Annotated in this window: 30 protein-coding genes and 1 other annotated feature; all 30 genes read left to right on the forward strand. The window is 40.6% G+C overall.

Annotation, left to right across the window (positions count from 1 at the left end; genetic code table 11):
- The first annotated feature begins 28 nt into the window (after nt 1-28).
- Entirely contained in the window at nt 29-562 is a 534-nt protein-coding gene (nusG, locus tag FH036_RS25130) for a transcription termination/antitermination protein NusG (RefSeq protein ID WP_000415794.1), read from the forward strand.
- 167 nt (nt 563-729) lie between these two features.
- Nucleotides 730-1,155 carry a 50S ribosomal protein L11 gene (gene rplK / locus FH036_RS25135; RefSeq protein WP_001085872.1) on the forward strand — a complete coding sequence of 142 codons (426 nt, stop codon included), beginning with the start codon at nt 730-732 and terminating at the stop codon, nt 1,153-1,155.
- A gap of 177 nt (nt 1,156-1,332) precedes the next feature.
- The gene (gene rplA, locus FH036_RS25140; RefSeq protein ID WP_002020168.1) at nt 1,333-2,025 is read left to right on the forward strand and encodes a 50S ribosomal protein L1; all 693 of its coding nucleotides are present in this window, start codon (nt 1,333-1,335) and stop codon (nt 2,023-2,025) included.
- 49 nt (nt 2,026-2,074) lie between these two features.
- Nucleotides 2,075-2,217, forward strand: a sequence feature (ribosomal protein L10 leader region).
- Nucleotides 2,218-2,256: 39 nt separating this feature from the next.
- Nucleotides 2,257-2,757, forward strand: coding sequence for a 50S ribosomal protein L10 (gene rplJ, locus FH036_RS25145; RefSeq protein WP_000048716.1), 501 nt, complete (start codon nt 2,257-2,259; stop codon nt 2,755-2,757).
- Nucleotides 2,758-2,824: 67 nt separating this feature from the next.
- Nucleotides 2,825-3,184, forward strand: coding sequence for a 50S ribosomal protein L7/L12 (gene rplL, locus FH036_RS25150; RefSeq protein WP_000159736.1), 360 nt, complete (start codon nt 2,825-2,827; stop codon nt 3,182-3,184).
- A 76-nt stretch (nt 3,185-3,260) separates the two neighbouring features.
- A complete protein-coding gene (locus FH036_RS25155) occupies nt 3,261-3,860 on the forward strand; it encodes a class I SAM-dependent methyltransferase (protein WP_000763282.1) in 600 nt (199 codons plus the stop codon).
- A 292-nt stretch (nt 3,861-4,152) separates the two neighbouring features.
- Nucleotides 4,153-7,686, forward strand: coding sequence for a DNA-directed RNA polymerase subunit beta (rpoB, locus tag FH036_RS25160; RefSeq protein WP_000147555.1), 3,534 nt, complete (start codon nt 4,153-4,155; stop codon nt 7,684-7,686).
- Nucleotides 7,687-7,723: 37 nt separating this feature from the next.
- The gene (gene rpoC / locus FH036_RS25165; RefSeq protein WP_000567938.1) at nt 7,724-11,335 is read left to right on the forward strand and encodes a DNA-directed RNA polymerase subunit beta'; all 3,612 of its coding nucleotides are present in this window, start codon (nt 7,724-7,726) and stop codon (nt 11,333-11,335) included.
- 113 nt (nt 11,336-11,448) lie between these two features.
- Nucleotides 11,449-11,697: a 50S ribosomal protein L7ae-like protein gene (locus FH036_RS25170; protein WP_000121830.1), complete on the forward strand. Its 249-nt coding sequence runs from the start codon at nt 11,449-11,451 to the stop codon at nt 11,695-11,697.
- A gap of 114 nt (nt 11,698-11,811) precedes the next feature.
- A complete protein-coding gene (gene rpsL, locus FH036_RS25175; RefSeq protein WP_001142340.1) occupies nt 11,812-12,234 on the forward strand; it encodes a 30S ribosomal protein S12 in 423 nt (140 codons plus the stop codon).
- Between the two features lie 29 nt (nt 12,235-12,263).
- Nucleotides 12,264-12,734, forward strand: coding sequence for a 30S ribosomal protein S7 (rpsG, locus tag FH036_RS25180; RefSeq protein WP_001137493.1), 471 nt, complete (start codon nt 12,264-12,266; stop codon nt 12,732-12,734).
- A gap of 206 nt (nt 12,735-12,940) precedes the next feature.
- Nucleotides 12,941-15,019, forward strand: coding sequence for an elongation factor G (gene fusA, locus FH036_RS25185; RefSeq protein ID WP_000532231.1), 2,079 nt, complete (start codon nt 12,941-12,943; stop codon nt 15,017-15,019).
- Between the two features lie 117 nt (nt 15,020-15,136).
- Nucleotides 15,137-16,324: an elongation factor Tu gene (gene tuf / locus FH036_RS25190; RefSeq protein ID WP_001029615.1), complete on the forward strand. Its 1,188-nt coding sequence runs from the start codon at nt 15,137-15,139 to the stop codon at nt 16,322-16,324.
- A gap of 400 nt (nt 16,325-16,724) precedes the next feature.
- The gene (rpsJ, locus tag FH036_RS25200; protein ID WP_001040596.1) at nt 16,725-17,033 is read left to right on the forward strand and encodes a 30S ribosomal protein S10; all 309 of its coding nucleotides are present in this window, start codon (nt 16,725-16,727) and stop codon (nt 17,031-17,033) included.
- Nucleotides 17,034-17,067: 34 nt separating this feature from the next.
- Nucleotides 17,068-17,700, forward strand: a complete 633-nt coding sequence (rplC, locus tag FH036_RS25205) for a 50S ribosomal protein L3 (protein WP_000160207.1) — start codon at nt 17,068-17,070, stop codon at nt 17,698-17,700.
- A gap of 25 nt (nt 17,701-17,725) precedes the next feature.
- Nucleotides 17,726-18,349 (forward strand): 50S ribosomal protein L4, encoded by a 624-nt coding sequence (gene rplD / locus FH036_RS25210; protein ID WP_001127258.1) that lies wholly within the window; start codon nt 17,726-17,728, stop codon nt 18,347-18,349.
- Nucleotides 18,349-18,639: a 50S ribosomal protein L23 gene (rplW, locus tag FH036_RS25215; RefSeq protein WP_001205558.1), complete on the forward strand. Its 291-nt coding sequence runs from the start codon at nt 18,349-18,351 to the stop codon at nt 18,637-18,639. The genes rplD and rplW overlap by 1 nt, the downstream gene beginning before the upstream one ends.
- Nucleotides 18,640-18,667: 28 nt before the next feature.
- Nucleotides 18,668-19,498, forward strand: a complete 831-nt coding sequence (rplB, locus tag FH036_RS25220; protein WP_000511580.1) for a 50S ribosomal protein L2 — start codon at nt 18,668-18,670, stop codon at nt 19,496-19,498.
- Between the two features lie 60 nt (nt 19,499-19,558).
- The gene (gene rpsS, locus FH036_RS25225) at nt 19,559-19,837 is read left to right on the forward strand and encodes a 30S ribosomal protein S19 (RefSeq protein WP_000124453.1); all 279 of its coding nucleotides are present in this window, start codon (nt 19,559-19,561) and stop codon (nt 19,835-19,837) included.
- Nucleotides 19,838-19,854: 17 nt separating this feature from the next.
- A complete protein-coding gene (gene rplV, locus FH036_RS25230; RefSeq protein ID WP_001148024.1) occupies nt 19,855-20,196 on the forward strand; it encodes a 50S ribosomal protein L22 in 342 nt (113 codons plus the stop codon).
- A 3-nt stretch (nt 20,197-20,199) separates the two neighbouring features.
- Complete coding sequence (rpsC, locus tag FH036_RS25235) at nt 20,200-20,859, forward strand: 30S ribosomal protein S3 (RefSeq protein WP_000529956.1); 660 nt, start codon at nt 20,200-20,202, stop codon at nt 20,857-20,859.
- A gap of 1 nt (nt 20,860) precedes the next feature.
- Nucleotides 20,861-21,295, forward strand: coding sequence for a 50S ribosomal protein L16 (rplP, locus tag FH036_RS25240; protein ID WP_000928971.1), 435 nt, complete (start codon nt 20,861-20,863; stop codon nt 21,293-21,295).
- A complete protein-coding gene (gene rpmC, locus FH036_RS25245) occupies nt 21,285-21,485 on the forward strand; it encodes a 50S ribosomal protein L29 (protein ID WP_000855718.1) in 201 nt (66 codons plus the stop codon). Before rplP ends, rpmC begins: the two co-directional genes overlap by 11 nt.
- A 20-nt stretch (nt 21,486-21,505) precedes the next feature.
- The gene (rpsQ, locus tag FH036_RS25250; RefSeq protein ID WP_000004106.1) at nt 21,506-21,769 is read left to right on the forward strand and encodes a 30S ribosomal protein S17; all 264 of its coding nucleotides are present in this window, start codon (nt 21,506-21,508) and stop codon (nt 21,767-21,769) included.
- A 43-nt stretch (nt 21,770-21,812) separates the two neighbouring features.
- Nucleotides 21,813-22,181, forward strand: coding sequence for a 50S ribosomal protein L14 (rplN, locus tag FH036_RS25255; protein ID WP_000615912.1), 369 nt, complete (start codon nt 21,813-21,815; stop codon nt 22,179-22,181).
- Nucleotides 22,182-22,219: 38 nt separating this feature from the next.
- The gene (rplX, locus tag FH036_RS25260) at nt 22,220-22,531 is read left to right on the forward strand and encodes a 50S ribosomal protein L24 (RefSeq protein ID WP_000558200.1); all 312 of its coding nucleotides are present in this window, start codon (nt 22,220-22,222) and stop codon (nt 22,529-22,531) included.
- Between the two features lie 26 nt (nt 22,532-22,557).
- Nucleotides 22,558-23,097: a 50S ribosomal protein L5 gene (rplE, locus tag FH036_RS25265; RefSeq protein ID WP_001080827.1), complete on the forward strand. Its 540-nt coding sequence runs from the start codon at nt 22,558-22,560 to the stop codon at nt 23,095-23,097.
- Nucleotides 23,098-23,130: 33 nt separating this feature from the next.
- A complete protein-coding gene (rpsN, locus tag FH036_RS25270) occupies nt 23,131-23,316 on the forward strand; it encodes a 30S ribosomal protein S14 (RefSeq protein WP_001085700.1) in 186 nt (61 codons plus the stop codon).
- Between the two features lie 29 nt (nt 23,317-23,345).
- Nucleotides 23,346-23,744 carry a 30S ribosomal protein S8 gene (gene rpsH / locus FH036_RS25275; RefSeq protein WP_000245511.1) on the forward strand — a complete coding sequence of 133 codons (399 nt, stop codon included), beginning with the start codon at nt 23,346-23,348 and terminating at the stop codon, nt 23,742-23,744.
- Nucleotides 23,745-23,776: 32 nt separating this feature from the next.
- Complete coding sequence (gene rplF, locus FH036_RS25280) at nt 23,777-24,316, forward strand: 50S ribosomal protein L6 (protein ID WP_000086558.1); 540 nt, start codon at nt 23,777-23,779, stop codon at nt 24,314-24,316.
- Nucleotides 24,317-24,319: the final 3 nt, after the last annotated feature.

Raw genomic sequence — 24,319 nt, forward strand, 5'->3', positions numbered from 1 at the left:
GGGAGGGAAGGACGCTCGTCCTAAATGAATGGAAAAAAGTTGGTATGTTGTCCATACTTATTCTGGATATGAAAATAAAGTAAAAGCAAACCTAGAGAAACGTGTAGAATCAATGGGTATGCAAGATAAAATTTTCCGTGTTGTTGTCCCGGAAGAAGTAGAAGTAGAAATGAAAAATGGTAAAGAAAAATTAATGAAAAGAAAAGTGTTCCCAGGTTATGTATTAGTAGAATTAATCATGACTGATGACTCTTGGTATGTTGTACGTAACACGCCAGGTGTAACTGGGTTCGTTGGTTCTTCTGGTTCTGGATCTAAACCATCACCTCTATTAGAAGAGGAAGTTGTTACCATTATGAAACATATGGGAATGGACAACGAGGTGGTTGATTTCGACTTTGAACTTCATGAGACAGTACGTGTAAATGAGGGACCATTCGCAGATTATACAGGTGCTATCGAAGAAATTGATGTGGAGAAGAAGAAGGTTAGCGTGCTTGTGGACATGTTTGGTCGCGAGACTCCAGTTGAACTTGACTTCCATCAAATTGAAAAATTATAAAATGAAACTTGAAATGAATTGTAAAAAGTGATAATATCTTTTAAGTCAGTACGTCTTCGTTATCGGAGACGTTTTTTGAAAGATTTTATCCTTAGAGATAAAATATGACGTGGGAGGGCAAATCACTGTCCAATTGACCACATCACGGACTTAAGGAGGTGTGTCTCGTGGCTAAAAAGGTAATTAAAATGGTAAAGCTTCAAATTCCTGCAGGTAAAGCTAACCCAGCTCCACCAGTTGGTCCAGCATTAGGACAAGCAGGTGTTAACATCATGGGCTTCTGTAAAGAGTTTAACGCTCGTACAGCAGATCAAGCTGGTCTTATCATCCCTGTTGAAATTACGGTATTTGAGGACCGTTCATTCACTTTCATTACTAAAACTCCTCCTGCTGCTGTTCTTCTTAAGAAAGTAGCTGGTATTGAGTCTGGTTCTGGTGAACCAAACCGTAATAAAGTGGCAACTGTTAAGCGTGATAAAGTACGCGAAATCGCTGAAACTAAAATGCCTGACCTAAACGCTGCTAGCGTAGAAGCTGCAATGCGTATGGTTGAAGGTACTGCACGCAGTATGGGCATCGTTATCGAAGACTAATTCGATTTGTTTTTTAAAAAAGGTTGCGGGTCTGGAATTCCAATTCGCAACCTTTATTATCGTAAATGATTATCGTTTTTAAATAAATGGGTGGCGCGCATCCTCAGGTTATACCTGAAAATAAGCGTAAACGTGGGAGGTTATTCCGCTAAAACCACATTCGAGGAGGAAATAAAAATGGCTAAAAGAGGTAAAAAGTACGTAGAAGCTGCAAAGCTTGTTGATCGTGCAGCTGCTTACTCTGCAACAGAAGCAGTAGAATTAGTAAAGAAAACAAACACAGCTAAATTTGATGCAACTGTAGAAGCTGCATTCCGTTTAGGTGTTGACCCTAAGAAAGCTGACCAACAAATCCGTGGTGCAGTTGTTCTTCCACACGGTACTGGTAAAGTACAACGTGTATTAGTGTTCGCTAAAGGTGAAAAAGCTAAAGAAGCTGAAGCTGCTGGAGCTGACTTCGTAGGCGATGCTGATTACATCGGTAAAATCCAACAAGGTTGGTTCGATTTCGATGTAGTAGTAGCAACTCCTGACATGATGGGTGAAGTTGGTAAACTTGGTCGCGTATTAGGACCTAAAGGTTTAATGCCAAACCCTAAAACTGGAACAGTTACTTTCGATGTAACTAAAGCTGTTAACGAAATCAAAGCTGGTAAAGTTGAATACCGCGTTGATAAAGCTGGTAACATCCACGTTCCAATCGGTAAAGTATCTTTCGAAGATGCTAAATTAGTAGAAAACTTCAGAACAATCGCTGACACTTTACAAAAAGTTAAGCCAGCTGCTGCAAAAGGTACTTACATGAAGAACGTAACAGTTGCTTCTACAATGGGACCTGGCGTACGTGTAGACGTTTCTACATTAGCGTAAATTTTGGAAGTTGACTTCATAAAGAAGTTTTAATATAATCATTTATGTTGTGAATTTAATTAGTGTACCGTAGACAGTAGGTGTCAATAGACTTAATTTCCTACCTAGGTGTTAATATACGAAGCGGAATTTTTTCTGTGACTATATGCCTCCATGTCTACAAGTTGGGCATGGAGGTTTTTAGTGCACTTTCGGTACATCTTCTATATAATCTACAGGAGGTGTAATAACATGAGCAAAGTAATCGAAACTAAACAACAAGTTGTAACTGAAATCGCGGACAAACTTCGCGCTAGTAAATCTACAATCGTTGTTGACTACCGTGGTTTAACAGTTTCTGAAGCAACAGAATTACGTAAGCAATTACGTGAAGCTGGCGTTGAGTTCAAAGTTTACAAAAACTCTCTAACTCGTCGTGCTGCAGAATCTGCTGAAATGGCTGAGTTAAATGAATTCTTAACAGGACCAAACGCAATCGCGTTCAGTAACGAGGATGTAGTTGCTCCTGCGAAAGTATTAAACGACTTCGCTAAAGATCATGAAGCTTTAGAAATTAAAGCAGGCGTAATCGAAGGTAAACTTGTAACACTTGATGAGGTTAAAGCTATCGCTACTCTTCCATCACGTGAAGGCTTACTTTCTATGCTTCTTAGCGTTCTTCAAGCTCCAATCCGTAACCTTGCACTTGCTACTAAAGCAGTTGCAGACCAAAAGGAAGAGCAAGGCGCTTAATTTTTTAAAAGATAATTACGTATTATCGATAAAACAATACAAACCTATTTAAGGGAGGATATTTACAATGACTAAAGAACAAATCATTGAAGCAGTTAAATCTATGACTGTATTAGAACTTAACGACTTAGTAAAAGCTATCGAGGAAGAATTCGGCGTAACTGCTGCTGCTCCTGTAGCTGTTGCTGGTGGCGCTGGAGAAGCTGCTGCTGAGAAAACTGAATTTGATGTGGAACTAACTAGCGCTGGTGCACAAAAAATCAAAGTTATCAAAGTTGTTCGTGAAATCACTGGTCTTGGCTTAAAAGAAGCTAAAGAATTAGTTGACAACACTCCAAAAGTAATCAAAGAAGCTGCTGCTAAAGAAGAAGCTGAAGAAATCAAAGCTAAACTTGAAGAAGTTGGCGCTGCTGTAGAAGTTAAGTAATTAACTTTTGATGCTTTAAAAAAAGCTCGCTCTCATGCGAGCTTTTTTTTTAACTGTAAAGAAAAGAGGTGGCCATATGGCAGACCATTATTTTTCTAACGACCCTTCTAGTAAAAGTGATCGTAAGCGATGGGAATTTACGCTTCGTGGATCTCAATTTACTTTCTTATCTGACCGTGGGGTGTTCTCGAAAAACGAAGTGGACTTTGGTTCTCGTCTTTTAATTGAAGCGTTTCAAGTGCCAGATATTAAAGGTGACATATTAGACGTAGGTTGTGGGTATGGACCAATTGGTTTATCGTTGGCGAAAGAGTTTCAAGACCGTAAAGTTCACATGGTGGATGTGAATGAAAGGGCACTTGAGCTTGCGAAAGAAAATGCCGCTAACAATAGAATTGGAAATGTGCACATTTTTCAAAGTAGCGTCTATGAAAATGTAGATGGTATGTATGCTGCTATTCTATCTAATCCTCCAATTCGTGCAGGTAAAGATATCGTGCATGAGATTTTAGAAAAAGCTGTAGAACATTTAGTTCCAGGTGGGGAGTTGTGGATTGTTATTCAAAAGAAACAAGGTGCACCATCTGCGCTGAAGAAACTAGAAGAAGTATTTTCTGAAGTCGAAGTTGTAGAAAAGAAAAAAGGATATTATATCATAAAATCAAAAAAACGTTGACGGTTATTTTTGGCTATGTTAACATTATACAATGCCAATATATGATTTTCTGCGTTGAGAAAGATGTATATTTTTGTTTCTCTTGGAAAAGATAGTAAAATCAGCAGATTATGAAACAGAATGATGGTTTTCTTATAGAAGCCATTTTTCTTTTTTGAACAGGTAGAAAGACTCAACGTATTTATCTTTAAGAGAAAAAGACTACGCTAAATAGCAGTAGTTGTATTTATTTGTGATTTTGCACAAATTTTTTTGTGCATTTATAATACTCATGATTTGAGGGGTGAAGCAGTTGACAGGTCAACTAGTTCAATACGGACGCCACCGCCAACGAAGAAGTTATGCCCGTATTAGTGAAGTATTAGAGTTACCAAATCTTATCGAAATTCAAACCTCTTCTTATCAGTGGTTTCTTGATGAGGGTTTGCGAGAAATGTTCCAAGACATTTCTCCGATTGAAGACTTTACGGGAAATCTATCGCTTGAATTTATCGACTACAGCTTAGGTGAACCTAAATACTCTGTAGACGAATGCAAAGAGCGTGATGTGACGTATGCAGCACCACTTCGTGTAAAAGTGCGTCTAATCAACAAGGAAACTGGTGAAGTAAAAGAACAAGATGTGTTCATGGGAGATTTCCCACTCATGACAGAGACTGGAACATTCGTAATTAACGGTGCAGAACGTGTTATCGTTTCCCAGTTAGTTCGCTCTCCAAGCGTATACTATAGTGGCAAAGTGGATAAAAACGGAAAACGTGGTTTTACTGCTACTGTAATTCCAAACCGCGGAGCTTGGTTAGAGTATGAGACAGATGCTAAGGATGTTGTATATGTGCGTATTGACCGTACGCGTAAACTTCCTGTAACTGTTTTGTTACGCGCATTAGGGTTTGGCTCTGATCAAGAAATCACCGAGCTTTTAGGTGATAACGAATACTTAAGCAACACATTGGAAAAAGACAACACAGATAGCACAGAAAAAGCATTGCTTGAAATTTATGAGCGTCTACGTCCTGGTGAACCACCAACAGTAGAAAATGCTAAGAGCTTACTTGTGTCTCGTTTCTTTGATCCAAAGCGCTACGATTTAGCAAATGTAGGTCGCTACAAGATCAACAAAAAGTTACACATTAAAAACAGATTGTTTAATCAACGTTTAGCTGAAACATTAGTGGATCCAGAAACTGGTGAAATTTTAGCGGCAGAAGGAACAATCTTAGATCGTCGTACACTTGATCGCATTTTACCTTACTTAGAGAAAAACATTGGATTCAAAACAGCGAAACCAATGGGTGGAGTGGTAGAAGGCGATGTTGAGCTGCAATCTATTAAGATTTATGCTCCTGAGTCAGAAGGCGAGCGCGTAATTAACGTAATTGGTAATGCAAATATTACTCGCGATGTAAAACACATCACACCAGGTGATATCCTTGCTTCTATCAGTTACTTCTTCAACCTACTATATAAAGTAGGGGATACAGATGATATCGACCACTTAGGAAACCGTCGTCTGCGTTCTGTTGGAGAACTATTACAAAATCAATTCCGTATCGGTCTTTCTCGTATGGAACGTGTTGTTCGTGAGAGAATGTCGATCCAAGATACAAATGCAATTACACCACAGGCATTAATTAATATTCGTCCTGTTATTGCATCTATTAAAGAGTTCTTCGGAAGTTCTCAGTTATCTCAGTTCATGGACCAAACAAATCCGTTAGCAGAGTTAACTCACAAACGAAGATTATCTGCATTAGGACCTGGTGGTTTAACGCGTGAGCGCGCAGGCTTTGAAGTACGTGACGTTCACTACTCTCACTATGGTCGTATGTGTCCGATTGAAACACCAGAGGGACCAAACATCGGTTTGATTAACTCATTATCTTCGTTCGCGAAAGTAAATGAGTTTGGTTTCATTGAAACACCATACCGTCGTGTTGACCCAGAAACTGGTCTTGTAACAGGGCATGTTGATTATTTAACAGCAGATGAAGAAGATAATTATGTTGTAGCCCAAGCGAATATGAAATTATCTGAAGAAGGAGAATTCCTTGATGAAGATATCGTAGCTCGTTTCCGCGGTGAAAACATTGTCACAAATAAAGAACGCATCGACTACATGGATGTATCACCAAAACAAGTAGTGTCGGCAGCGACAGCTTGTATTCCGTTCTTAGAAAACGATGACTCTAACCGCGCACTTATGGGAGCGAACATGCAACGTCAGGCGGTTCCGTTAATGAATCCGGAATCTCCGATTGTAGGTACAGGTATGGAGTACGTATCAGCAAAAGACTCAGGTGCTGCAGTAATCTGTAAACACCCTGGTGTTGTTGAACGCGTAGAAGCACGTGAAGTTTGGGTACGTCGCTATGTAGAAGTTGACGGTCAAACAGTAAAAGGCGACTTAGATCGCTACAAAATGCAAAAATTCATTCGTTCTAACCAAGGAACTTGCTACAACCAACGTCCAATCGTAAGTGTTGGAAATGAAGTTGTAAAAGGTGAAATCCTTGCGGATGGTCCTTCTATGGAATTAGGTGAACTAGCACTTGGACGTAACGTGCTTGTTGGCTTCATGACTTGGGACGGTTATAACTACGAGGATGCGATCATTATGAGTGAGCGCCTTGTAAAAGATGATGTGTACACTTCTATTCATATTGAAGAATATGAGTCAGAAGCTCGTGATACGAAGCTTGGACCAGAAGAAATCACACGTGATATTCCAAACGTTGGGGAAGATGCATTACGCAACCTTGACGAGCGCGGTATCATTCGCGTTGGTGCGGAAGTAAAAGATGGAGATTTACTTGTTGGTAAAGTAACACCTAAAGGTGTAACAGAATTAACAGCTGAAGAACGTCTATTACATGCTATCTTTGGAGAAAAAGCGCGTGAAGTACGTGATACATCACTACGTGTACCACACGGTGGTGGCGGTATTATCTTAGACGTAAAAGTATTCAACCGTGAAGATGGCGACGAATTGCCACCAGGCGTGAATCAACTTGTGCGTGCATATATCGTTCAAAAACGTAAAATTTCTGAAGGTGACAAGATGGCCGGACGTCACGGTAACAAAGGTGTTATCTCTCGTATTTTACCAGAAGAAGATATGCCTTACTTACCAGACGGTACGCCAATCGATATCATGTTAAACCCATTAGGGGTACCATCTCGTATGAATATCGGTCAGGTATTAGAGCTTCATCTTGGTATGGCAGCAAGATACCTTGGCATTCACATTGCAACACCAGTATTCGATGGTGCTCGTGAGGAAGATGTTTGGGGCACAATTGAAGAAGCTGGTATGGCAAATGACGCGAAAACAATCCTGTATGACGGACGTACTGGTGAACCATTCGATAACCGTGTATCTGTTGGTGTCATGTATATGATCAAACTTGCGCACATGGTTGACGATAAACTTCATGCTCGTTCTACTGGACCATACTCACTTGTAACGCAGCAGCCTCTTGGAGGTAAAGCTCAGTTCGGTGGACAGCGTTTCGGTGAGATGGAGGTTTGGGCACTTGAAGCTTATGGTGCTGCTTATACTCTTCAAGAAATCTTAACAGTGAAGTCTGATGATGTTGTTGGACGTGTTAAGACGTATGAAGCAATTGTTAAAGGCGAAAATGTTCCAGAGCCAGGCGTTCCTGAATCATTCAAAGTATTGATTAAAGAGCTGCAAAGTTTAGGTATGGACGTTAAAATGATGTCTAGCGACGATACAGAAATTGAAATGCGTGATACGGAAGATGACGATGATCATCAATCAGCAGACAAATTGAATGTCGAAGTTGAGACAACTAAGGAATAATTGGGATAACCTGTAGACTAAAAGGGAGGTAGGCCCCTTGATAGATGTAAATAACTTTGAATATATGAAGATTGGACTTGCTTCACCTGACAAGATTCGTTCTTGGTCATACGGTGAAGTTAAGAAACCAGAAACAATTAACTATCGTACGTTAAAGCCTGAAAAAGATGGCTTGTTCTGTGAGCGCATTTTCGGACCACAAAAGGACTGGGAATGTCATTGCGGAAAATACAAACGTGTACGTTATAAAGGTGTAGTTTGTGATCGATGTGGCGTTGAAGTAACGCGTGCGAAAGTGCGTCGTGAACGTATGGGTCATATCGAATTAGCTGCTCCTGTATCTCATATTTGGTATTTCAAAGGTATCCCGAGCCGCATGGGACTTGTCTTAGACATGTCCCCTCGCGCGCTTGAAGAAGTAATTTATTTCGCTTCTTATGTTGTAACAGAAAGTGGAGATACACCACTTGATAAGAAGCAATTACTTTCTGAAAAAGAATACCGTGCATATCGTGATCGATATGGTAGCACATTCCAAGCTGCTATGGGTGCAGAAGCGATTAAAAAGCTATTACAAGACATCGATTTAGATAAAGAAGTAGACTTCTTAAAAGAAGAATTAAAAACAGCACAAGGACAACGCCGTACTCGTGCTATTAAACGTCTAGAAGTATTAGAAGCATTCCGTAACTCTGGAAATGAGCCATCTTGGATGATCTTAGATGTTCTACCAGTAATCCCACCAGAACTACGCCCAATGGTACAGTTAGATGGTGGACGTTTTGCTACGTCTGACTTAAACGACTTATACCGTCGTGTAATTAACCGTAATAACCGTTTAAAACGTCTATTGGACTTAGGTGCACCAAGCATTATCGTTCAGAACGAAAAACGTATGTTACAAGAAGCTGTAGACGCATTAATCGATAATGGTCGTCGTGGCCGTCCAGTTACTGGACCAGGTAACCGTCCATTAAAATCACTATCTCACATGCTTAAAGGTAAACAAGGACGCTTCCGTCAAAACTTATTAGGTAAACGTGTTGACTACTCTGGTCGTTCTGTAATCGTTGTAGGACCGAACTTAAAGATGTACCAATGTGGATTACCAAAAGAGATGGCGCTTGAACTGTTCAAACCTTTCGTAATGAAAGAGTTAGTTGAAAAAGGATTAGCACACAACATTAAGAGTGCGAAACGTAAAATCGAGCGTGTACAACCTGAAGTTTGGGACGTTTTAGAATCTGTGATTAAAGAACATCCAGTACTTCTAAACCGCGCACCAACACTTCACCGTCTTGGTATTCAGGCGTTTGAACCTACATTAGTAGAAGGTCGCGCAATCCGTCTTCACCCACTTGTATGTACTGCATACAACGCGGACTTTGACGGTGACCAAATGGCCGTTCACGTACCTTTATCATCAGAAGCACAAGCAGAAGCTCGTCTTCTTATGTTAGCGGCACAAAACATCTTGAACCCGAAAGACGGTAAACCAGTTGTTACTCCATCTCAGGATATGGTATTAGGTAACTACTACTTAACACTTGAGCGTGAAGGCGCAATCGGTGAAGGTATGGTCTTCAAAGATGCGAACGAGGCATTACTTGCATACCAAAATGGATATGTACATCTTCATACACGTGTTGCAGTAGCTGCAAGCGCAGTAAACAACGCAACATTTACTGAAGAGCAAAAGAGTATGCTTCTATTAACAACAGTTGGTAAATTAATATTTAACGAAATCTTACCAGAGTCGTTCCCTTATATTAATGAACCAACAAATTCAAACCTTGAAAAAGAAACACCAGCGAAATATTTCGTTGAAAAAGGTGCGAACATTAAAGAGATTATTGCTAGTCGCGAAGAAGTGGCGCCATTCAGCAAGAAAATCCTTGGTAACATCATTGCGGAAGTGTTTAAACGTTTCAAAATTACAGAAACGTCTCGCATGCTTGACCGTATGAAAAACTTAGGATTCAAGTACTCTACAAAAGCTGGTATTACAGTTGGGGTATCTGACATTCTTGTATTAGGTGAAAAAGATGAAATTCTCCACGAAGCACAAGCAAAAGTAGATAATGTAATTAAACAATTCCGTCGCGGTTTAATCACGGAAGAAGAACGTTACGATCGTGTTATCTCTATTTGGAGTAATGCAAAAGATGTTATCCAAGGAAAACTGATGAAATCCTTGAATAAACGCAACCCAATCTTCATGATGAGTGATTCCGGTGCCCGTGGTAACGCATCGAACTTTACTCAGCTTGCTGGTATGCGTGGTCTGATGGCCAATCCATCTGGTCGTATCATCGAACTTCCAATCAAATCAAGTTTCCGTGAAGGTTTAACAGTACTTGAGTACTTCATCTCTACGCATGGTGCGCGTAAAGGTCTTGCCGATACAGCACTGAAAACTGCCGATTCTGGTTACTTAACACGTCGTCTTGTTGACGTTGCACAAGATGTAATCGTTCGTGAAGATGATTGTGGAACAGATCGCGGTTTATTAATTGGTGCGATTAAAGAGGGTAATGAAGTTATCGAGTCATTATATGATCGTCTTGTTGGACGTTTTGCAAGAAAAACTGTAAAACATCCTGAAACAGGTGAAGTATTAGTTGCTGAAAATCAATTAATTACTGAAGATATTGCTCATATTGTTGAAAATTCGGGTGTTGAAACTGTAAACATTCGTTCAGCGTTCACGTGTAACACTCGCCACGGTGTATGTAAGAAGTGTTACGGTCGTAACTTAGCAACTGGAACAGACGTAGAGGTAGGGGAAGCGGTAGGTATTATCGCAGCTCAATCTATCGGTGAGCCAGGTACACAGTTAACGATGCGTACGTTCCATACAGGTGGGGTTGCCGGAGATGATATCACTCAAGGTTTACCTCGTATCCAAGAGATCTTCGAAGCTCGTAATCCGAAAGGTCAGGCAGTTATCAGTGAAATCGACGGTGTTATCGCAGCGATCAACGATGTTAAAGATCGCCAAGAAGTAGTTGTACAGGGTGAAGTTGAAACTCGTACGTATGCTATTCCTTACGGTGCTCGTCTGAAAGTAATTCCAGGACAGCAAATTAGCCACGGTAAAGAGTTAACAGAAGGTTCTATTGATCCGAAAGAATTACTAAAAGTAACGGACATTACGGCAGTTCAAGAATACTTATTACGTGAAGTTCAAAAAGTATACCGTATGCAAGGGGTAGAAATTGGTGACAAACACGTAGAAGTAATGGTACGCCAAATGTTACGTAAAGTTCGTGTAAGTGATGCAGGTGAAACAGATGTATTACCAGGAACATTACTAGATATCCATCAGTTTACTGATGCCAATGCGAAGGTGTTACTACAAGGTAAACAACCAGCAACAGCTAGACCTGTTCTACTTGGTATTACAAAAGCTTCACTTGAAACAGATTCATTCTTATCTGCAGCATCGTTCCAAGAAACAACTCGTGTCTTAACTGATGCAGCAATTAAGGGTAAACGTGATGAGCTTCTAGGATTGAAAGAAAATGTTATTATCGGTAAACTTGTTCCTGCTGGAACAGGCATGAATCGTTATCGCAAAGTGGATCTTGTTAAAACAACACAAGATGACATGAATGTAGAAAACGATGAAGTTTATGTGGAACAGTAAAATTTTCCGTCGTAAATTTTGTATAAAAACAGTTAATCCTAGTTGACATTGTATGAGTCAAAATGTTACTATAAGCAAGGTTGCTCCTGAACGATGCTTTGGAGGATATTTATATGTCTTATCAAAAAGTGTCAAATGCTGAAAATGTGGTCGTTGGTCATAAACGTACATTGGAAGCAATCAAAAATGGTATAGTTAAAGAAGTTGTCATTGCAGAAGATGCTGATATGCGGTTAACCCATGTTATCATTCGTACTGCATTGCAACATAACATACCCATAACAAAAGTTGAATCAGTTCGTAAACTTGGAAAAGTTGCGGGGATTCAAGTGGGAGCTTCAGCAATAGGAATAATAAGTTAAAACTGTTTTTGTGAGGAGAGAGCATTTGCTCTCCCTTGCAAAAACTTTGTTTTCAACTAATAATGAACCACCTGGATATGTGGTCATACAAACATGCGAAGGGAGGATAATCAAATGCCTACTATTAACCAATTAGTGAGAAATGGTCGTACTGATAAAGTATGGAAATCTAAATCACCTGCGTTAAACAAAGGTTTTAACTCTTTAAAGAAAAAATCAACTGATATCTCTGCACCTCAAAAACGTGGTGTATGTACTCGTGTTGGTACAATGACTCCAAAGAAACCAAACTCAGCGTTACGTAAATATGCTCGTGTTCGTTTAACAAATGGTATTGAGGTAACAGCATACATCCCAGGTATCGGTCACAACTTACAAGAGCACAGCGTAGTATTAATTCGCGGTGGTCGTGTAAAAGACTTACCAGGGGTACGTTACCACATCGTTCGTGGTGCGCTTGATACAGCTGGTGTTGACAAGCGTATGCAAGGCCGTTCTAAATACGGTACTAAAAAGCCAAAAGCGGCTAAGAAATAATAACTTTTTAATGAAAGGAGGAACTCAATATGCCTCGTAAAGGACCTGTTGCAAAACGTGACGTGTTACCAGATCCAATGTACAATTCAAAGCTAGTAACACGCCTTATCAACAAAATGATGGTTGACGGTAAAAAAGGTAAATCTCAAACAATTCTTTATAATGCGTTCGATATCGTAAGCGAACGTACTGGTAAAGAGCCAATGGAAGTATTCGAGCAAGCTCTTAAGAACATTATGCCTGTTCTTGAAGTACGCGCTCGTCGTGTTGGTGGTGCTAACTACCAAGTTCCAGTTGAGGTTCGTCCAGAACGCCGTACAACTTTAGGTCTTCGTTGGTTAGTAAACTACGCTCGTCTTCGTGGTGAAAAAACTATGGAAGAGCGTCTTGCTAACGAAATCTTAGATGCAGCTAACAACGCTGGTGCATCTGTTAAGAAACGTGAAGACACTCATAAAATGGCAGAAGCTAACAAAGCATTTGCTCATTACCGTTGGTAGGATACAACGTAAAATAAATGTAAGCATAGACCGCTTTATTTGTCGCTTATGGAAGTGTGGAGAGGGAGAATGCCTCTCCCTTTCAATGGCGCTCGTTTTACATAATGAGAGTACTGGACATACTGACATATGTAACAATATAAAGTGGCTTTTTTGCTACTTAAAATAAAAAATCCAATCCATATATGGAAGGAGCAAGACACCAAATGGGAAGAGAGTTCTCTTTAGAAAACACTCGTAATATTGGTATCATGGCTCACATCGATGCTGGTAAAACAACAGCAACTGAGCGTATTCTGTACTACACAGGACGTATTCATAAAATCGGTGAAACTCACGAAGGTGCATCTCAGATGGACTGGATGGAGCAAGAGCAAGAGCGTGGTATCACAATTACTTCTGCTGCAACTACAGCACAATGGAAAGGTCACCGTGTAAACATCATTGACACTCCAGGTCACGTAGACTTCACAGTAGAAGTAGAACGTTCTTTACGCGTACTTGATGGCGCGGTAGCAGTACTTGATGCACAATCTGGTGTTGAACCACAAACAGAAACTGTTTGGCGTCAGGCTACTACTTATGGCGTACCTCGTATCGTATTCGTTAACAAAATGGATAAGATTGGTGCGGACTTCTTATACTCTGTAGGAACAATCCACGATCGTTTACAAGCAAACGCACATCCAATTCAGTTACCAATCGGTGCTGAAGATGAGTTCAATGGTATCATTGACCTTGTTGAAGAATGTGCTTACATGTACGGTAACGATTTAGGAACAGACATTCAACGTGTTGAGATTCCTGAAGAGCACAAAGAACTAGCTGAAGAATACCGTGGAAAACTTATCGAAGCGGTAGCTGAGCTAGATGAAGAAATGATGATGAAGTACCTAGAAGGTGAAGAAATCACTGTAGAAGAGCTTAAAGCTGGTATCCGTAAGGCTACAACTTCTGTAGAATTCTTCCCAGTAATCTGTGGTTCTGCATTCAAAAACAAAGGTGTTCAAATTCTGTTAGACGCAGTTATCGACTACCTACCATCTCCATTAGACGTACCTGCTATTAAAGGTATCGTTCCTGATACAGATGAAGAAGTAGAACGTAAGTCTAGCGATGAAGAGCCTTTCTCAGCATTAGCATTCAAAATCATGACTGACCCTTATGTTGGTAAGTTAACGTTCTTCCGTGTGTACTCTGGTGTGTTAAACTCTGGATCATACGTGAAAAACTCAACTAAAGGTAAGCGTGAGCGTGTAGGTCGTATCCTACAAATGCACGCTAACAGCCGTGAAGAGATCTCAACAGTTTACGCTGGTGACATCGCTGCTGCTGTAGGTTTAAAAGATACTACTACTGGTGATACTCTTTGTGACGAGAAGAGCCTTGTTATCCTTGAGTCTATGGAATTCCCAGAGCCAGTTATCTCTGTAGCTATCGAACCAAAATCTAAAGCTGACCAAGATAAAATGGGTACAGCATTAGCTAAGCTTTCTGAAGAAGATCCAACATTCCGTGCTCACACTGACCAAGAAACTGGCCAAACAATCATCGCTGGTATGGGTGAACTTCACCTTGATATCATCGTTGACCGTATGCGCCGTGAGTTCAAAGTTGAAGCAAACGTTGGTGCTCCTCAGGTAGCATACCGTGAGACTTTCCGCTCTGCTGCGAAAGTTGAAGGTAAGTTCGCTCGTCAATCTGGTGGACGTGGACAATTCGGACACGTTTGGATTGAGTTTGAACCTAACGAAGAAGGTAAAGGATTCGAATTCGAAAACAAGATCGTCGGTGGTGTTGTTCCACGTGAATACATCCCAGCTGTAGGCGCAGGTCTTGAAGATGCACTTAAAAATGGTGTACTTGCTGGATATCCAGTAGTAGACATTAAAGCTGCATTAGTTGACGGATCTTACCATGATGTCGATTCATCTGAGATGGCGTTCAAAATCGCTGCATCTATGGCACTTAAAGCTGCGGTTTCTAAATGTAACCCAGTAATTCTTGAGCCAATGATGAAAGTTGAAGTTGTAATTCCTGAAGAGTACATGGGTGACATTATGGGTGACGTAACATCTCGTCGTGGACGTGTAGAAGGTATGGAAGCTCGCGGTAACGCTCAAGTTGTTCGCGCTATGGTTCCACTTTCTGAAATGTTCGGTTATGCAACGTCATTACGTTCTAACACTCAAGGACGCGGAACATTCTCTATGGTGTTTGACCACTATGAAGAAGTACCAAAGTCTGTTTCTGAAGAAATTATCAAAAAAAATAAAGGTGAATAATTGATTTTTATCGATTGTTCAAGTATAACTACTTATGTAAGCTTAGAAAGTGGGACGCAAGTTTCGCTTTCTAGACTAAATATAAAATAACCTATATAAACTAAGGAGGAATTTAGAATGGCTAAAGCTAAATTCGAACGTTCTAAACCCCATGTTAACATCGGTACAATCGGCCACGTTGACCATGGTAAAACTACATTAACTGCTGCGATCACTACAGTTCTTGCAAAAGCTGGTGGTGCTGAAGCACGCGGATACGATCAAATCGATGCTGCTCCAGAAGAAAGAGAGCGCGGTATCACAATCTCAACTGCACACGTTGAGTACGAAACTGAAACTCGTCACTATGCACACGTTGACTGCCCAGGTCACGCTGACTATGTTAAAAACATGATCACTGGTGCTGCTCAAATGGACGGCGGTATCTTAGTAGTATCTGCTGCTGATGGCCCAATGCCTCAAACTCGTGAGCACATCCTTCTTTCTCGTCAAGTAGGTGTACCTTACATCGTTGTATTCTTAAACAAATGCGACATGGTAGACGACGAAGAATTATTAGAATTAGTAGAAATGGAAGTTCGCGACCTATTATCTGAATACGGATTCCCAGGTGACGACATTCCTGTAATCAAAGGTTCTGCTCTTAAAGCTCTTCAAGGAGAAGCTGATTGGGAAGCAAAAATCATTGAATTAATGGCTGAAGTTGATGCTTACATCCCAACTCCAGAACGTGAAACTGACAAACCATTCTTAATGCCTGTAGAGGATGTATTCTCTATCACAGGTCGTGGTACAGTTGCTACTGGTCGTGTTGAGCGCGGTATCGTTAAAGTTGGTGACGTTGTAGAAATCATCGGTCTTGCTGAAGAAAATGCTTCTACAACTGTAACTGGTGTAGAAATGTTCCGTAAACTTCTTGACCAAGCTCAAGCTGGTGACAACATCGGTGCTTTACTTCGTGGGGTTGCTCGTGAAGACATCCAACGTGGACAAGTACTTGCAAAAAGCGGTTCTGTAAAAGCTCACGCTAAATTCAAAGCTGAAGTTTTCGTATTATCTAAAGAAGAAGGTGGACGTCACACTCCATTCTTCGCTAACTACCGTCCACAGTTCTACTTCCGTACAACTGACGTAACTGGTATCATCCAATTACCAGAAGGTACTGAAATGGTAATGCCTGGTGACAACGTAGAAATGACTATCGAACTTATTGCTCCAATCGCTATCGAAGAGGGAACTAAATTCTCTATTCGTGAAGGTGGACGTACAGTAGGTTACGGCGTAGTTGCTACTATCGTTGAGTAATCTTAACTGATATAAAAAACCCCGAGGGATTTTCCCTTGGGGTTTTTGTTTGCATTTATATAATGAACAAAATGATTGTTTCATGTTTTGACGAGTTTCTTCTATAATAATGTGAAATCATTAAAACTGAAATCCAGAAACTGTAAAATGAATTCTACTAGATGAAAACTTGAAATTCTTTAAAGTGCCATGTATAATAGCAAAAGTAGAGAAAAGCAGATGCAAACAAAAAGATGCTTGCATCTAGACGAATAACATTGTATAATAGACAATGTTGGTCTTTGACTGCGATGAAGTGGAAGGTTGCTGACACACCCGGCCGCTTTGCCATGGCATGGTGTGAGGAAATTTCCATGGAGAAGGTCTATTTTAGAAATAGGCGAACGAAGGAGGGAAAATAATGGCAAAAGAAAAAATTCGTATCCGTTTAAAAGCTTACGATCACCGTATTCTTGATCAGTCAGCTGAGAAAATTGTAGAAACAGCTAAGCGTTCTGGGGCAACAGTTTCTGGTCCGATCCCATTACCAACTGAAAAAACTGTTTACACAATTCTTCGTGCTGTTCATAAGTACAAAGATTCTCGTGAGCAATTCGAAATGCGCACGCACAAACGTCTAATCGACATCGTGAGTCCTACTCCACAAACAGTAGATTCATTAATGCGTTTAGACTTACCATCTGGTGTAGATATCGAAATCAAACTATAATTTATATAACTTAAAAATGTAGGAGGTGTAACTCATGACCAAAGGAATCTTAGGAAGAAAGATCGGTATGACTCAAGTATTTGCTGAGAACGGTGAGTTAATCCCAGTAACAGTTATCGCTGCTAATCCAAACGTTGTTCTTCAAAAGAAAACAACTGAAACTGATGGCTACAACGCAATTCAGTTAGGATTTGAAGATAAGCGTGAAAAGTTAACTAACAAACCTGAACAAGGCCACACTGCTAAAGCATCTACAACTCCTAAGCGCTTCATTCGCGAAATCCGCGATGCAGACGTGGACGGATTAGAGGTTGGTCAAGAGGTAAAAGTTGACGTATTCGCTACAGGTGAAATCGTTGATGTAACAGGAATTTCTAAAGGTAAAGGTTTCCAAGGTGTTATCAAACGCCACGGACAATCTCGCGGACCTATGTCTCATGGTTCTCGCTATCACCGTCGTCCAGGTTCAATGGGCCCAGTTGCTCCGAACCGTGTATTCAAAGGCAAAAAACTTGCTGGACGTATGGGTGGAGACCAAGTTACTATCCAAAACTTAGAAATCGTTCAAGTTGACACTGAGCGCAACTTATTACTAGTAAAAGGTAACGTTCCAGGTGCTAAGAAATCTCTTGTAGTTGTTCAAGGCGCTGTGAAGGTTAGCAAATAATTCACAATAGGAAGGAGGAATTCCAATGCCAAAAGTTACTGTATATAACCAAACTGGTTCACAGGTTGGTGAAATCGAATTAGCTGAAGCTATTTTCGGTATCGAACCAAATGAAGCTGTACTTTTCGAAGCTGTAATGATGCAACGTGCATCTTTACGTCAAGGTACACACAAAGTAAAAACTCGCTCTGAAGTTCGCGGTGGTGGTCGTAAACCATGGCGTCAAAAAGGAACTGGACGTGCTCGTCAAGGGTCTATCCGCTCTCCTCAATGGCGTGGTGGTGGTACGGTATTCGGACCTACACCAAGAAGCTATGCGTACAAACTTCCTAAGAAAGTTCGTCGTTTAGCAATCAAATCTGCATTAGCTACTAAAGTAGTTGAGAACAACATTGTAGTTCTTGAAGACCTAGTGTTAAATGCACCAAAAACAAAAGATATGCTAGCAGTACTTAAAGGATTAACTGTTGAGAAGAAAGCTCTTATCGTAACTGCTGATGCAAACGAATCTGTAGAGTTATCTGCTCGCAATATCCCTGGAGTAACAGTAATCACTGCTGATGGCGTAAACGTTTTAGACGTGCTTCATCATGATAAGCTAATCATGACAAAAGCGGCAGTGGAAAAAGTAGAGGAGGTGCTTGCATAATGAGAGATCCTCGTGATATCATTAAGCGCCCAGTTATCACTGAACGTTCTATGGAAATGATGGCTGAAAAAAAATACACGTTCGATGTGGACGTTAAATCTAATAAAACAGAAGTTAAAGATGCTCTAGAAGCGATCTTTGGTGTTAAAGTAGAAAAAGTGAACATCATGAACTACAAGCCGAAAGCAAAACGCGTTGGTCGTCACGCTGGTTTTACTAGCCGTCGTCGTAAAGCAATCGTTAAGCTAACTGCTGACAGCAAAGAAATCGAAATCTTCCAAGGCGTTTAATTCTTACTAAAGAAGGAGGGAAATTGAGATGGGAATTAAAAAGTATAATCCAACTACTAACGGTCGTCGTAACATGACTACGAATGATTTCGCTGAAATCACGACTGACAGACCCGAAAAGTCTTTACTTGCTCCTTTAAGCAAAAAGGCTGGTCGTAATAACCAAGGTAAAATCACTGTACGTCATCAAGGTGGCGGACATAAGCGTCAATACCGTATCATCGACTTCAAACGTAACAAAGATGGAATTCCAGGACGCGTTGCTACGATCGAATACGATCCAAACCGCTCTGCGAATATCGCATTAATTAACTACGTTGACGGTGAAAAACGTTACATTCTTGCTCCTAAGAACTTAGAAGTAGGTATGGAAATTATGTCTGGCGCTGAAGCTGACATTAAAATCGGTAACGCATTACCATTAATCAACATTCCAGTAGGTACTGTTGTTCATAACATCGAGCTTAAACCAGGTCGTGGTGGACAATTAGTTCGTTCTGCTGGTACATCTGCACAAGTACTTGGTAAAGAAGGTAAATACGTTCTTGTACGTTTAACTTCTGGTGAAGTGCGTCTTGTATTATCTGCTTGCCGTGCAACTGTAGGTCAAGTTGGTAACGAGTCACACGAACTTATCAAGATCGGTAAAGCTGGTCGCTCTCGCTGGTTAGGTAAGCGCCCAACTGTTCGTGGTTCTGTAATGAACCCAGTTGATCACCCACACGGTGGTGGTGAAGGACGTTCACCAATCGGACGTAAGTCTCCAATGTCTCCATGGGGTAAACCAACTCTTGGATTCAAAACTCGTAAGAAAAACAAAGCGTCTGACAAATTCATCGTTCGTCGTCGTAAAAAATAATGGGATTGTAGTACGGTTCACTTTGAGAACCGTACGGCAATCACGAAGGGAGGCACCAAAATGGCTCGTAGCTTGAAAAAAGGACCATTTGTCGATGATCATTTAATGAGTAAAATTGCAAAGCTAAATGAAACTGAGCAAAAGCAAGTTGTTAAAACTTGGTCTCGTCGTTCAACGATCTTCCCTCAGTTCATCGGTCACACAATCGCTGTATATGACGGTCGTAAACATGTACCTGTATATGTTACTGAAGACATGGTAGGCCACAAGTTAGGTGAATTCGCACCAACTCGTACGTATAAAGGTCATGATGCTGACGATAAGAAAACTAGAAGATAATGAGAGGAGGCACTTCAATGCAAGCTAAAGCAGTAGCGAGAACAGTTCGTATTGCTCCTCGTAAAGTTCGTTTAGTTGTAGACTTAATCCGAGGTAAGCAAGTGGGTGAAGCGATTGCTATCCTTAACCACACACCAAAAACTGCTTCTCCAGTTGTAGAAAAAGTTTTAAAATCTGCAATCGCAAATGCAGAGCACAATTATGAAATGGACATTAACAACCTAGTTGTTGAGAAAGTTTTCGTTGACGAAGGTCCAACGTTAAAACGTTTCCGTCCACGTGCAATGGGTCGTGCAAGCCAAATTAACAAACGCACAAGCCACATCACAGTTGTGGTATCAGAAAAGAAGGAGGGATAATCGATGGGTCAAAAGGTTAATCCAATTGGTCTTCGTGTCGGCGTTATCCGTGACTGGGAATCTCGTTGGTTCGCTGAGAAAGATTACGCTACATTATTACATGAAGACATCAAAATCCGTGAGTACATTAATGTACGCTTAAAAGATTCTGCTGTTGCTAAAGTAGAAATCGAACGTGCAGCAAATCGTGTAAATGTTACAATTCACACTGCAAAACCTGGTATGGTAATTGGTAAAGGTGGTACTGAAGTTGAAGCACTTCGTAAAGCTCTTAACCAATTAACAGGCAAGCGTGTACACATCAACATTTTAGAAGTTAAGAGAGCTGATCTTAACGCTAAATTAGTAGGCGAAAACATCGCTCGTCAATTAGAAAACCGTGTATCATTCCGTCGTGCACAAAAGCAAGTTATTCAACGTGCTATGCGTGCAGGTGCTAAAGGTATTAAAACACAGGTTTCTGGTCGTCTTGGCGGAGCTGATATCGCTCGTGCAGAATCTTACAGTGAAGGAACTGTTCCACTTCATACACTTCGCGCTGATATTGACTATGCAGCAGTTGAAGCTGATACAACATACGGTAAATTAGGCGTAAAAGTATGGATCTACCGTGGAGAAGTCCTTCCTACAAAAAAGAAAGCTTCTGAGGAAGGAGGAAAATAATATGTTAATGCCAAAACGCGTAAAATATCGTAGAGAGCATCGTGGTAAAATGCGTGGTCGTGCTAAAGGTGGAACTGAAGTAGCTTTCGGTGAATTCGGTTTACAAGCACAAGCTGCTTCATGGATTACAAACCGTCAAATCGAAGCTGCTCGTCGTGCAATGACTCGTTACATGAAACGTGGCGGTAAAGTATGGATTAAAATTTTCCCTTCTAAACCTTACACTGCAAAACCTCTAGAAGTACGTATGGGTTCCGGTAAAGGGGCACCAGAAGGCTGGGTAGCAGTAGTAAAACCTGGGAAAATTATGTTCGAAATCGCGGGTGTATCTGAAGAGGTAGCACGCGAAGCATTACGTCTTGCAGCTCACAAGTTACCTGTGAAATGTAAATTCGTAAAACGTGAAGAAAATGGTGGTGAATCTAATGAAAACTAATGATATTCGTGAATTAACCACTGCCGAAATCGAAACAAAAGTTAAAGCTTTAAAGGAAGAGTTGTTTAATCTTCGCTTCCAACTTGCTACAGGACAATTAGAGAATCCAACTCGCATTCGTGAAGTGCGTAAGGCAATTGCTCGTATGAAAACTGTAGTTCGTGAAAGAGAGATCGGAATTAATCGATAAATTGAGGGGAGGTTTGCATAGTGAGCGAACGTAACCAACGCAAAGTTTATACTGGTCGTGTAGTGTCTGACAAAATGGACAAAACGATTACAGTTTTAGTTGAAACTTACAAAACTCATTCCTTGTACGGAAAACGTGTTAAGTATTCTAAGAAGTACAAAGCCCATGATGAGCAAAACCAAGCGAAACTTGGCGATATCGTAAAAATCATGGAAACTCGCCCGCTTTCTGCTACTAAGCGTTTCCGTTTAGTTGAAATCGTTGAAGAAGCGGTTATTATCTAAATAGACGAATCGGAATTTTTAGTCCGAAGGGAGGTTTCATAACATGATCCAACAAGAATCTCGTTTGAAAGTTGCTGACAACTCTGGTGCACGTGAACTTTTAACAATTAAAGTATTAGGCGGCTCTGGTCGTAAATATGCTAACATTGGTGACATTATCGTTGCTACGGTAAAACAAGCAACACCAGGTGGCGTTGTTAAAAAAGGTGACGTTGTTAAAGCAGTAGTAGTACGTACGAAGAGCGGTGCTCGTCGTCCGGATGGTTCTTACATCAAATTTGATGAAAACGCAGCGGTTATCATTAAAGACGATAAGAGCCCACGTGGTACTCGTATCTTCGGACCAGTAGCTCGTGAATTACGTGATAGCAACTTCATGAAGATCGTTTCTTTAGCTCCAGAAGTTCTATAATTTAAGGTATTGCCTTGCTAAGGAGGTGCAGAATTAAGATGCATGTAAAAAAAGGTGATAAAGTACAGGTAATTACTGGTAAAGACAAAGGAAAACAAGGCGTTATCCTTGTGGCTTTCCCAAAGCAAAACCGTGTTATCGTTGAGGGTGTTAACATCGTTAAGAAGCACTCTAAGCCATCTCAATTAAATCCACAAGGTGGAATTATTACTAAAGAGGCACCTATTCACGTTTCTAACGTTATGATTTTAGATCCGAAAACAGGTGAACCTACTCGCGTAGGCTTCAAGGTAGAAGATGGTAAAAAAGTTCGTATTGCAAAAAAATCTGGTGAATTATTAGATAAATAATTTTCTTAAGAAAGGAGGTCACTTCATTGAATCGCCTTAAAGAGAAGTTCCAAAAGGAAATTACTCCTGCTCTAATGAGCAAGTTTAACTATAAATCTGTAATGCAGGTACCAAAAATCGAAAAGATCGTAATCAACACTGGTGTTGGTGACGCGGTATCTAACTCAAAAGCTTTAGACAACGCAGTAGAAGAATTAACACAAATCGCAGGTCAAAAACCTGTTGTAACTCGTGCTAAAAAATCAATCGCTGGTTTCCGTCTTCGTGAAGGTATGCCAATCGGTGCGAAAGTAACTTTACGCGGCGAGCAAATGTATGAGTTCTTCGATAAATTAGTATCAGTTTCTTTACCACGTGTACGTGATTTCCGTGGTGTTTCTAAGAAATCATTCGATGGTCGTGGAAACTATACATTAGGTGTTAAAGAGCAACTTATTTTCCCTGAGATTGATTATGATAAAGTAAGCAAAGTCCGCGGTATGGACATCGTAATCGTTACTACAGCGAACACTGATGAAGAAGCTCGTGAACTTTTAACACAATTCGGTATGCCATTCCAAAAATAATGGAAGCCAACGCTAAGTAGAGGAGGCGAAAACGTGGCTAAAAAATCTATGATTGCGAAACAAAAGCGTACTCCTAAGTTTAAAGTACAAGAGTATACACGTTGCGAACGCTGCGGTCGTCCGCATTCTGTATACCGCAAATTTAAACTTTGCCGTATTTGTTTCCGTGAACTTGCATATAAAGGTCAAATTCCTGGTGTTAAAAAAGCTAGTTGGTAAAACCCACAAATGGGAAGGAGGTAAAACACATGGTGATGACAGATCCAATTGCAGACATGCTTACTCGCATCCGTAATGCGAACATGGTACGTCATGAGAAATTAGAGGTTCCTGCTTCTAAAATCAAAAAAGAGATCGCTGAACTTTTAAAACGTGAAGGTTTCATTCGTGATGTAGAATACATCGAGGATAACAAACAAGGTATCCTTCGTATTTTCCTGAAATATGGTGCAAACAACGAACGTGTAATCACTGGATTAAAACGTATCAGTAAACCTGGCTTACGCGTTTACGCTAAAGCTGACGAAGTACCACGTGTACTTAACGGATTAGGTATCGCTCTTGTTTCTACATCTAAGGGAGTAATGACAGACAAAGACGCTCGTCAATTACAAACTGGTGGAGAAGTAGTAGCATACGTTTGGTAATATATATTTAAAACGAACGGAGGTGTGACCACATGTCTCGTATTGGTAAAAAGATTCTTGAAATCCCTGCAGGTGTTACTATTACAGTTGCAGAAGACAATACTGTAACAGTAAAAGGCCCTAAAGGTGAATTAACTCGTACTTTCAATGCTGATATGCTTATCAAAATTGAAGAGAATACATTAACAGTTGAGCGTCCATCTGAACAGAAGGAACACCGTGCATTACACGGTACAACTCGTGCTTTAATCGGAAACATGGTTGAAGGTGTAACTGAAGGTTTCGCACGCGGACTTGAATTAGTCGGTGTTGGTTACCGTGCTCAAAAACAAGGTGATAAACTTGTATTAAGCGTAGGTTATTCTCATCCAGTAGAAATGACTCCGGAAGCAGGTCTTGAAGTTGAAGTACCTGCACCAACTAAGATCGTAATCAAAGGTATCGACAAGCAACGTGTTGGCGAATTCGCTGCTAACATCCGCGCTGTACGTGCTCCTGAGCCTTACAAAGGTAAAGGTATTCGTTACGAAGGCGAAGTTGTTCGTCGTAAAGAAGGTAAAACTGCTAAGTAAACC

This window comes from Bacillus sp. CD3-5 (genome assembly GCF_006349665.1).
GTDB lineage: Bacteria > Bacillota > Bacilli > Bacillales > Bacillaceae_G > Bacillus_A > Bacillus_A paranthracis.

Excerpts from the sequence above, each read along its gene's own strand:
- rpsG (WP_001137493.1), top strand. The coding sequence starts at position 12,264 with ATGCCTCGTAAAGGACCTGTTGCAAAACGTGACGTGTTACCAGATCCA.
- rplF (WP_000086558.1), top strand. The coding sequence starts at position 23,777 with ATGTCTCGTATTGGTAAAAAGATTCTTGAAATCCCTGCAGGTGTTACT.
- rpsC (WP_000529956.1), top strand. The coding sequence starts at position 20,200 with ATGGGTCAAAAGGTTAATCCAATTGGTCTTCGTGTCGGCGTTATCCGT.
- rplB (WP_000511580.1), top strand. The coding sequence starts at position 18,668 with ATGGGAATTAAAAAGTATAATCCAACTACTAACGGTCGTCGTAACATG.
- FH036_RS25155 (WP_000763282.1), top strand. The coding sequence starts at position 3,261 with ATGGCAGACCATTATTTTTCTAACGACCCTTCTAGTAAAAGTGATCGT.
- rplD (WP_001127258.1), top strand. The coding sequence starts at position 17,726 with ATGCCAAAAGTTACTGTATATAACCAAACTGGTTCACAGGTTGGTGAA.
- nusG (WP_000415794.1), top strand. The coding sequence starts at position 29 with ATGGAAAAAAGTTGGTATGTTGTCCATACTTATTCTGGATATGAAAAT.
- rplV (WP_001148024.1), top strand. The coding sequence starts at position 19,855 with ATGCAAGCTAAAGCAGTAGCGAGAACAGTTCGTATTGCTCCTCGTAAA.
- rplA (WP_002020168.1), top strand. The coding sequence starts at position 1,333 with ATGGCTAAAAGAGGTAAAAAGTACGTAGAAGCTGCAAAGCTTGTTGAT.
- rpsL (WP_001142340.1), top strand. The coding sequence starts at position 11,812 with ATGCCTACTATTAACCAATTAGTGAGAAATGGTCGTACTGATAAAGTA.
- tuf (WP_001029615.1), top strand. The coding sequence starts at position 15,137 with ATGGCTAAAGCTAAATTCGAACGTTCTAAACCCCATGTTAACATCGGT.
- FH036_RS25170 (WP_000121830.1), top strand. The coding sequence starts at position 11,449 with ATGTCTTATCAAAAAGTGTCAAATGCTGAAAATGTGGTCGTTGGTCAT.
- fusA (WP_000532231.1), top strand. The coding sequence starts at position 12,941 with ATGGGAAGAGAGTTCTCTTTAGAAAACACTCGTAATATTGGTATCATG.
- rplL (WP_000159736.1), top strand. The coding sequence starts at position 2,825 with ATGACTAAAGAACAAATCATTGAAGCAGTTAAATCTATGACTGTATTA.
- rpsH (WP_000245511.1), top strand. The coding sequence starts at position 23,346 with ATGGTGATGACAGATCCAATTGCAGACATGCTTACTCGCATCCGTAAT.
- rplP (WP_000928971.1), top strand. The coding sequence starts at position 20,861 with ATGTTAATGCCAAAACGCGTAAAATATCGTAGAGAGCATCGTGGTAAA.
- rpsS (WP_000124453.1), top strand. The coding sequence starts at position 19,559 with ATGGCTCGTAGCTTGAAAAAAGGACCATTTGTCGATGATCATTTAATG.
- rplW (WP_001205558.1), top strand. The coding sequence starts at position 18,349 with ATGAGAGATCCTCGTGATATCATTAAGCGCCCAGTTATCACTGAACGT.
- rpmC (WP_000855718.1), top strand. The coding sequence starts at position 21,285 with ATGAAAACTAATGATATTCGTGAATTAACCACTGCCGAAATCGAAACA.
- rpsJ (WP_001040596.1), top strand. The coding sequence starts at position 16,725 with ATGGCAAAAGAAAAAATTCGTATCCGTTTAAAAGCTTACGATCACCGT.
- rplN (WP_000615912.1), top strand. The coding sequence starts at position 21,813 with ATGATCCAACAAGAATCTCGTTTGAAAGTTGCTGACAACTCTGGTGCA.
- rplX (WP_000558200.1), top strand. The coding sequence starts at position 22,220 with ATGCATGTAAAAAAAGGTGATAAAGTACAGGTAATTACTGGTAAAGAC.
- rplC (WP_000160207.1), top strand. The coding sequence starts at position 17,068 with ATGACCAAAGGAATCTTAGGAAGAAAGATCGGTATGACTCAAGTATTT.
- rplJ (WP_000048716.1), top strand. The coding sequence starts at position 2,257 with ATGAGCAAAGTAATCGAAACTAAACAACAAGTTGTAACTGAAATCGCG.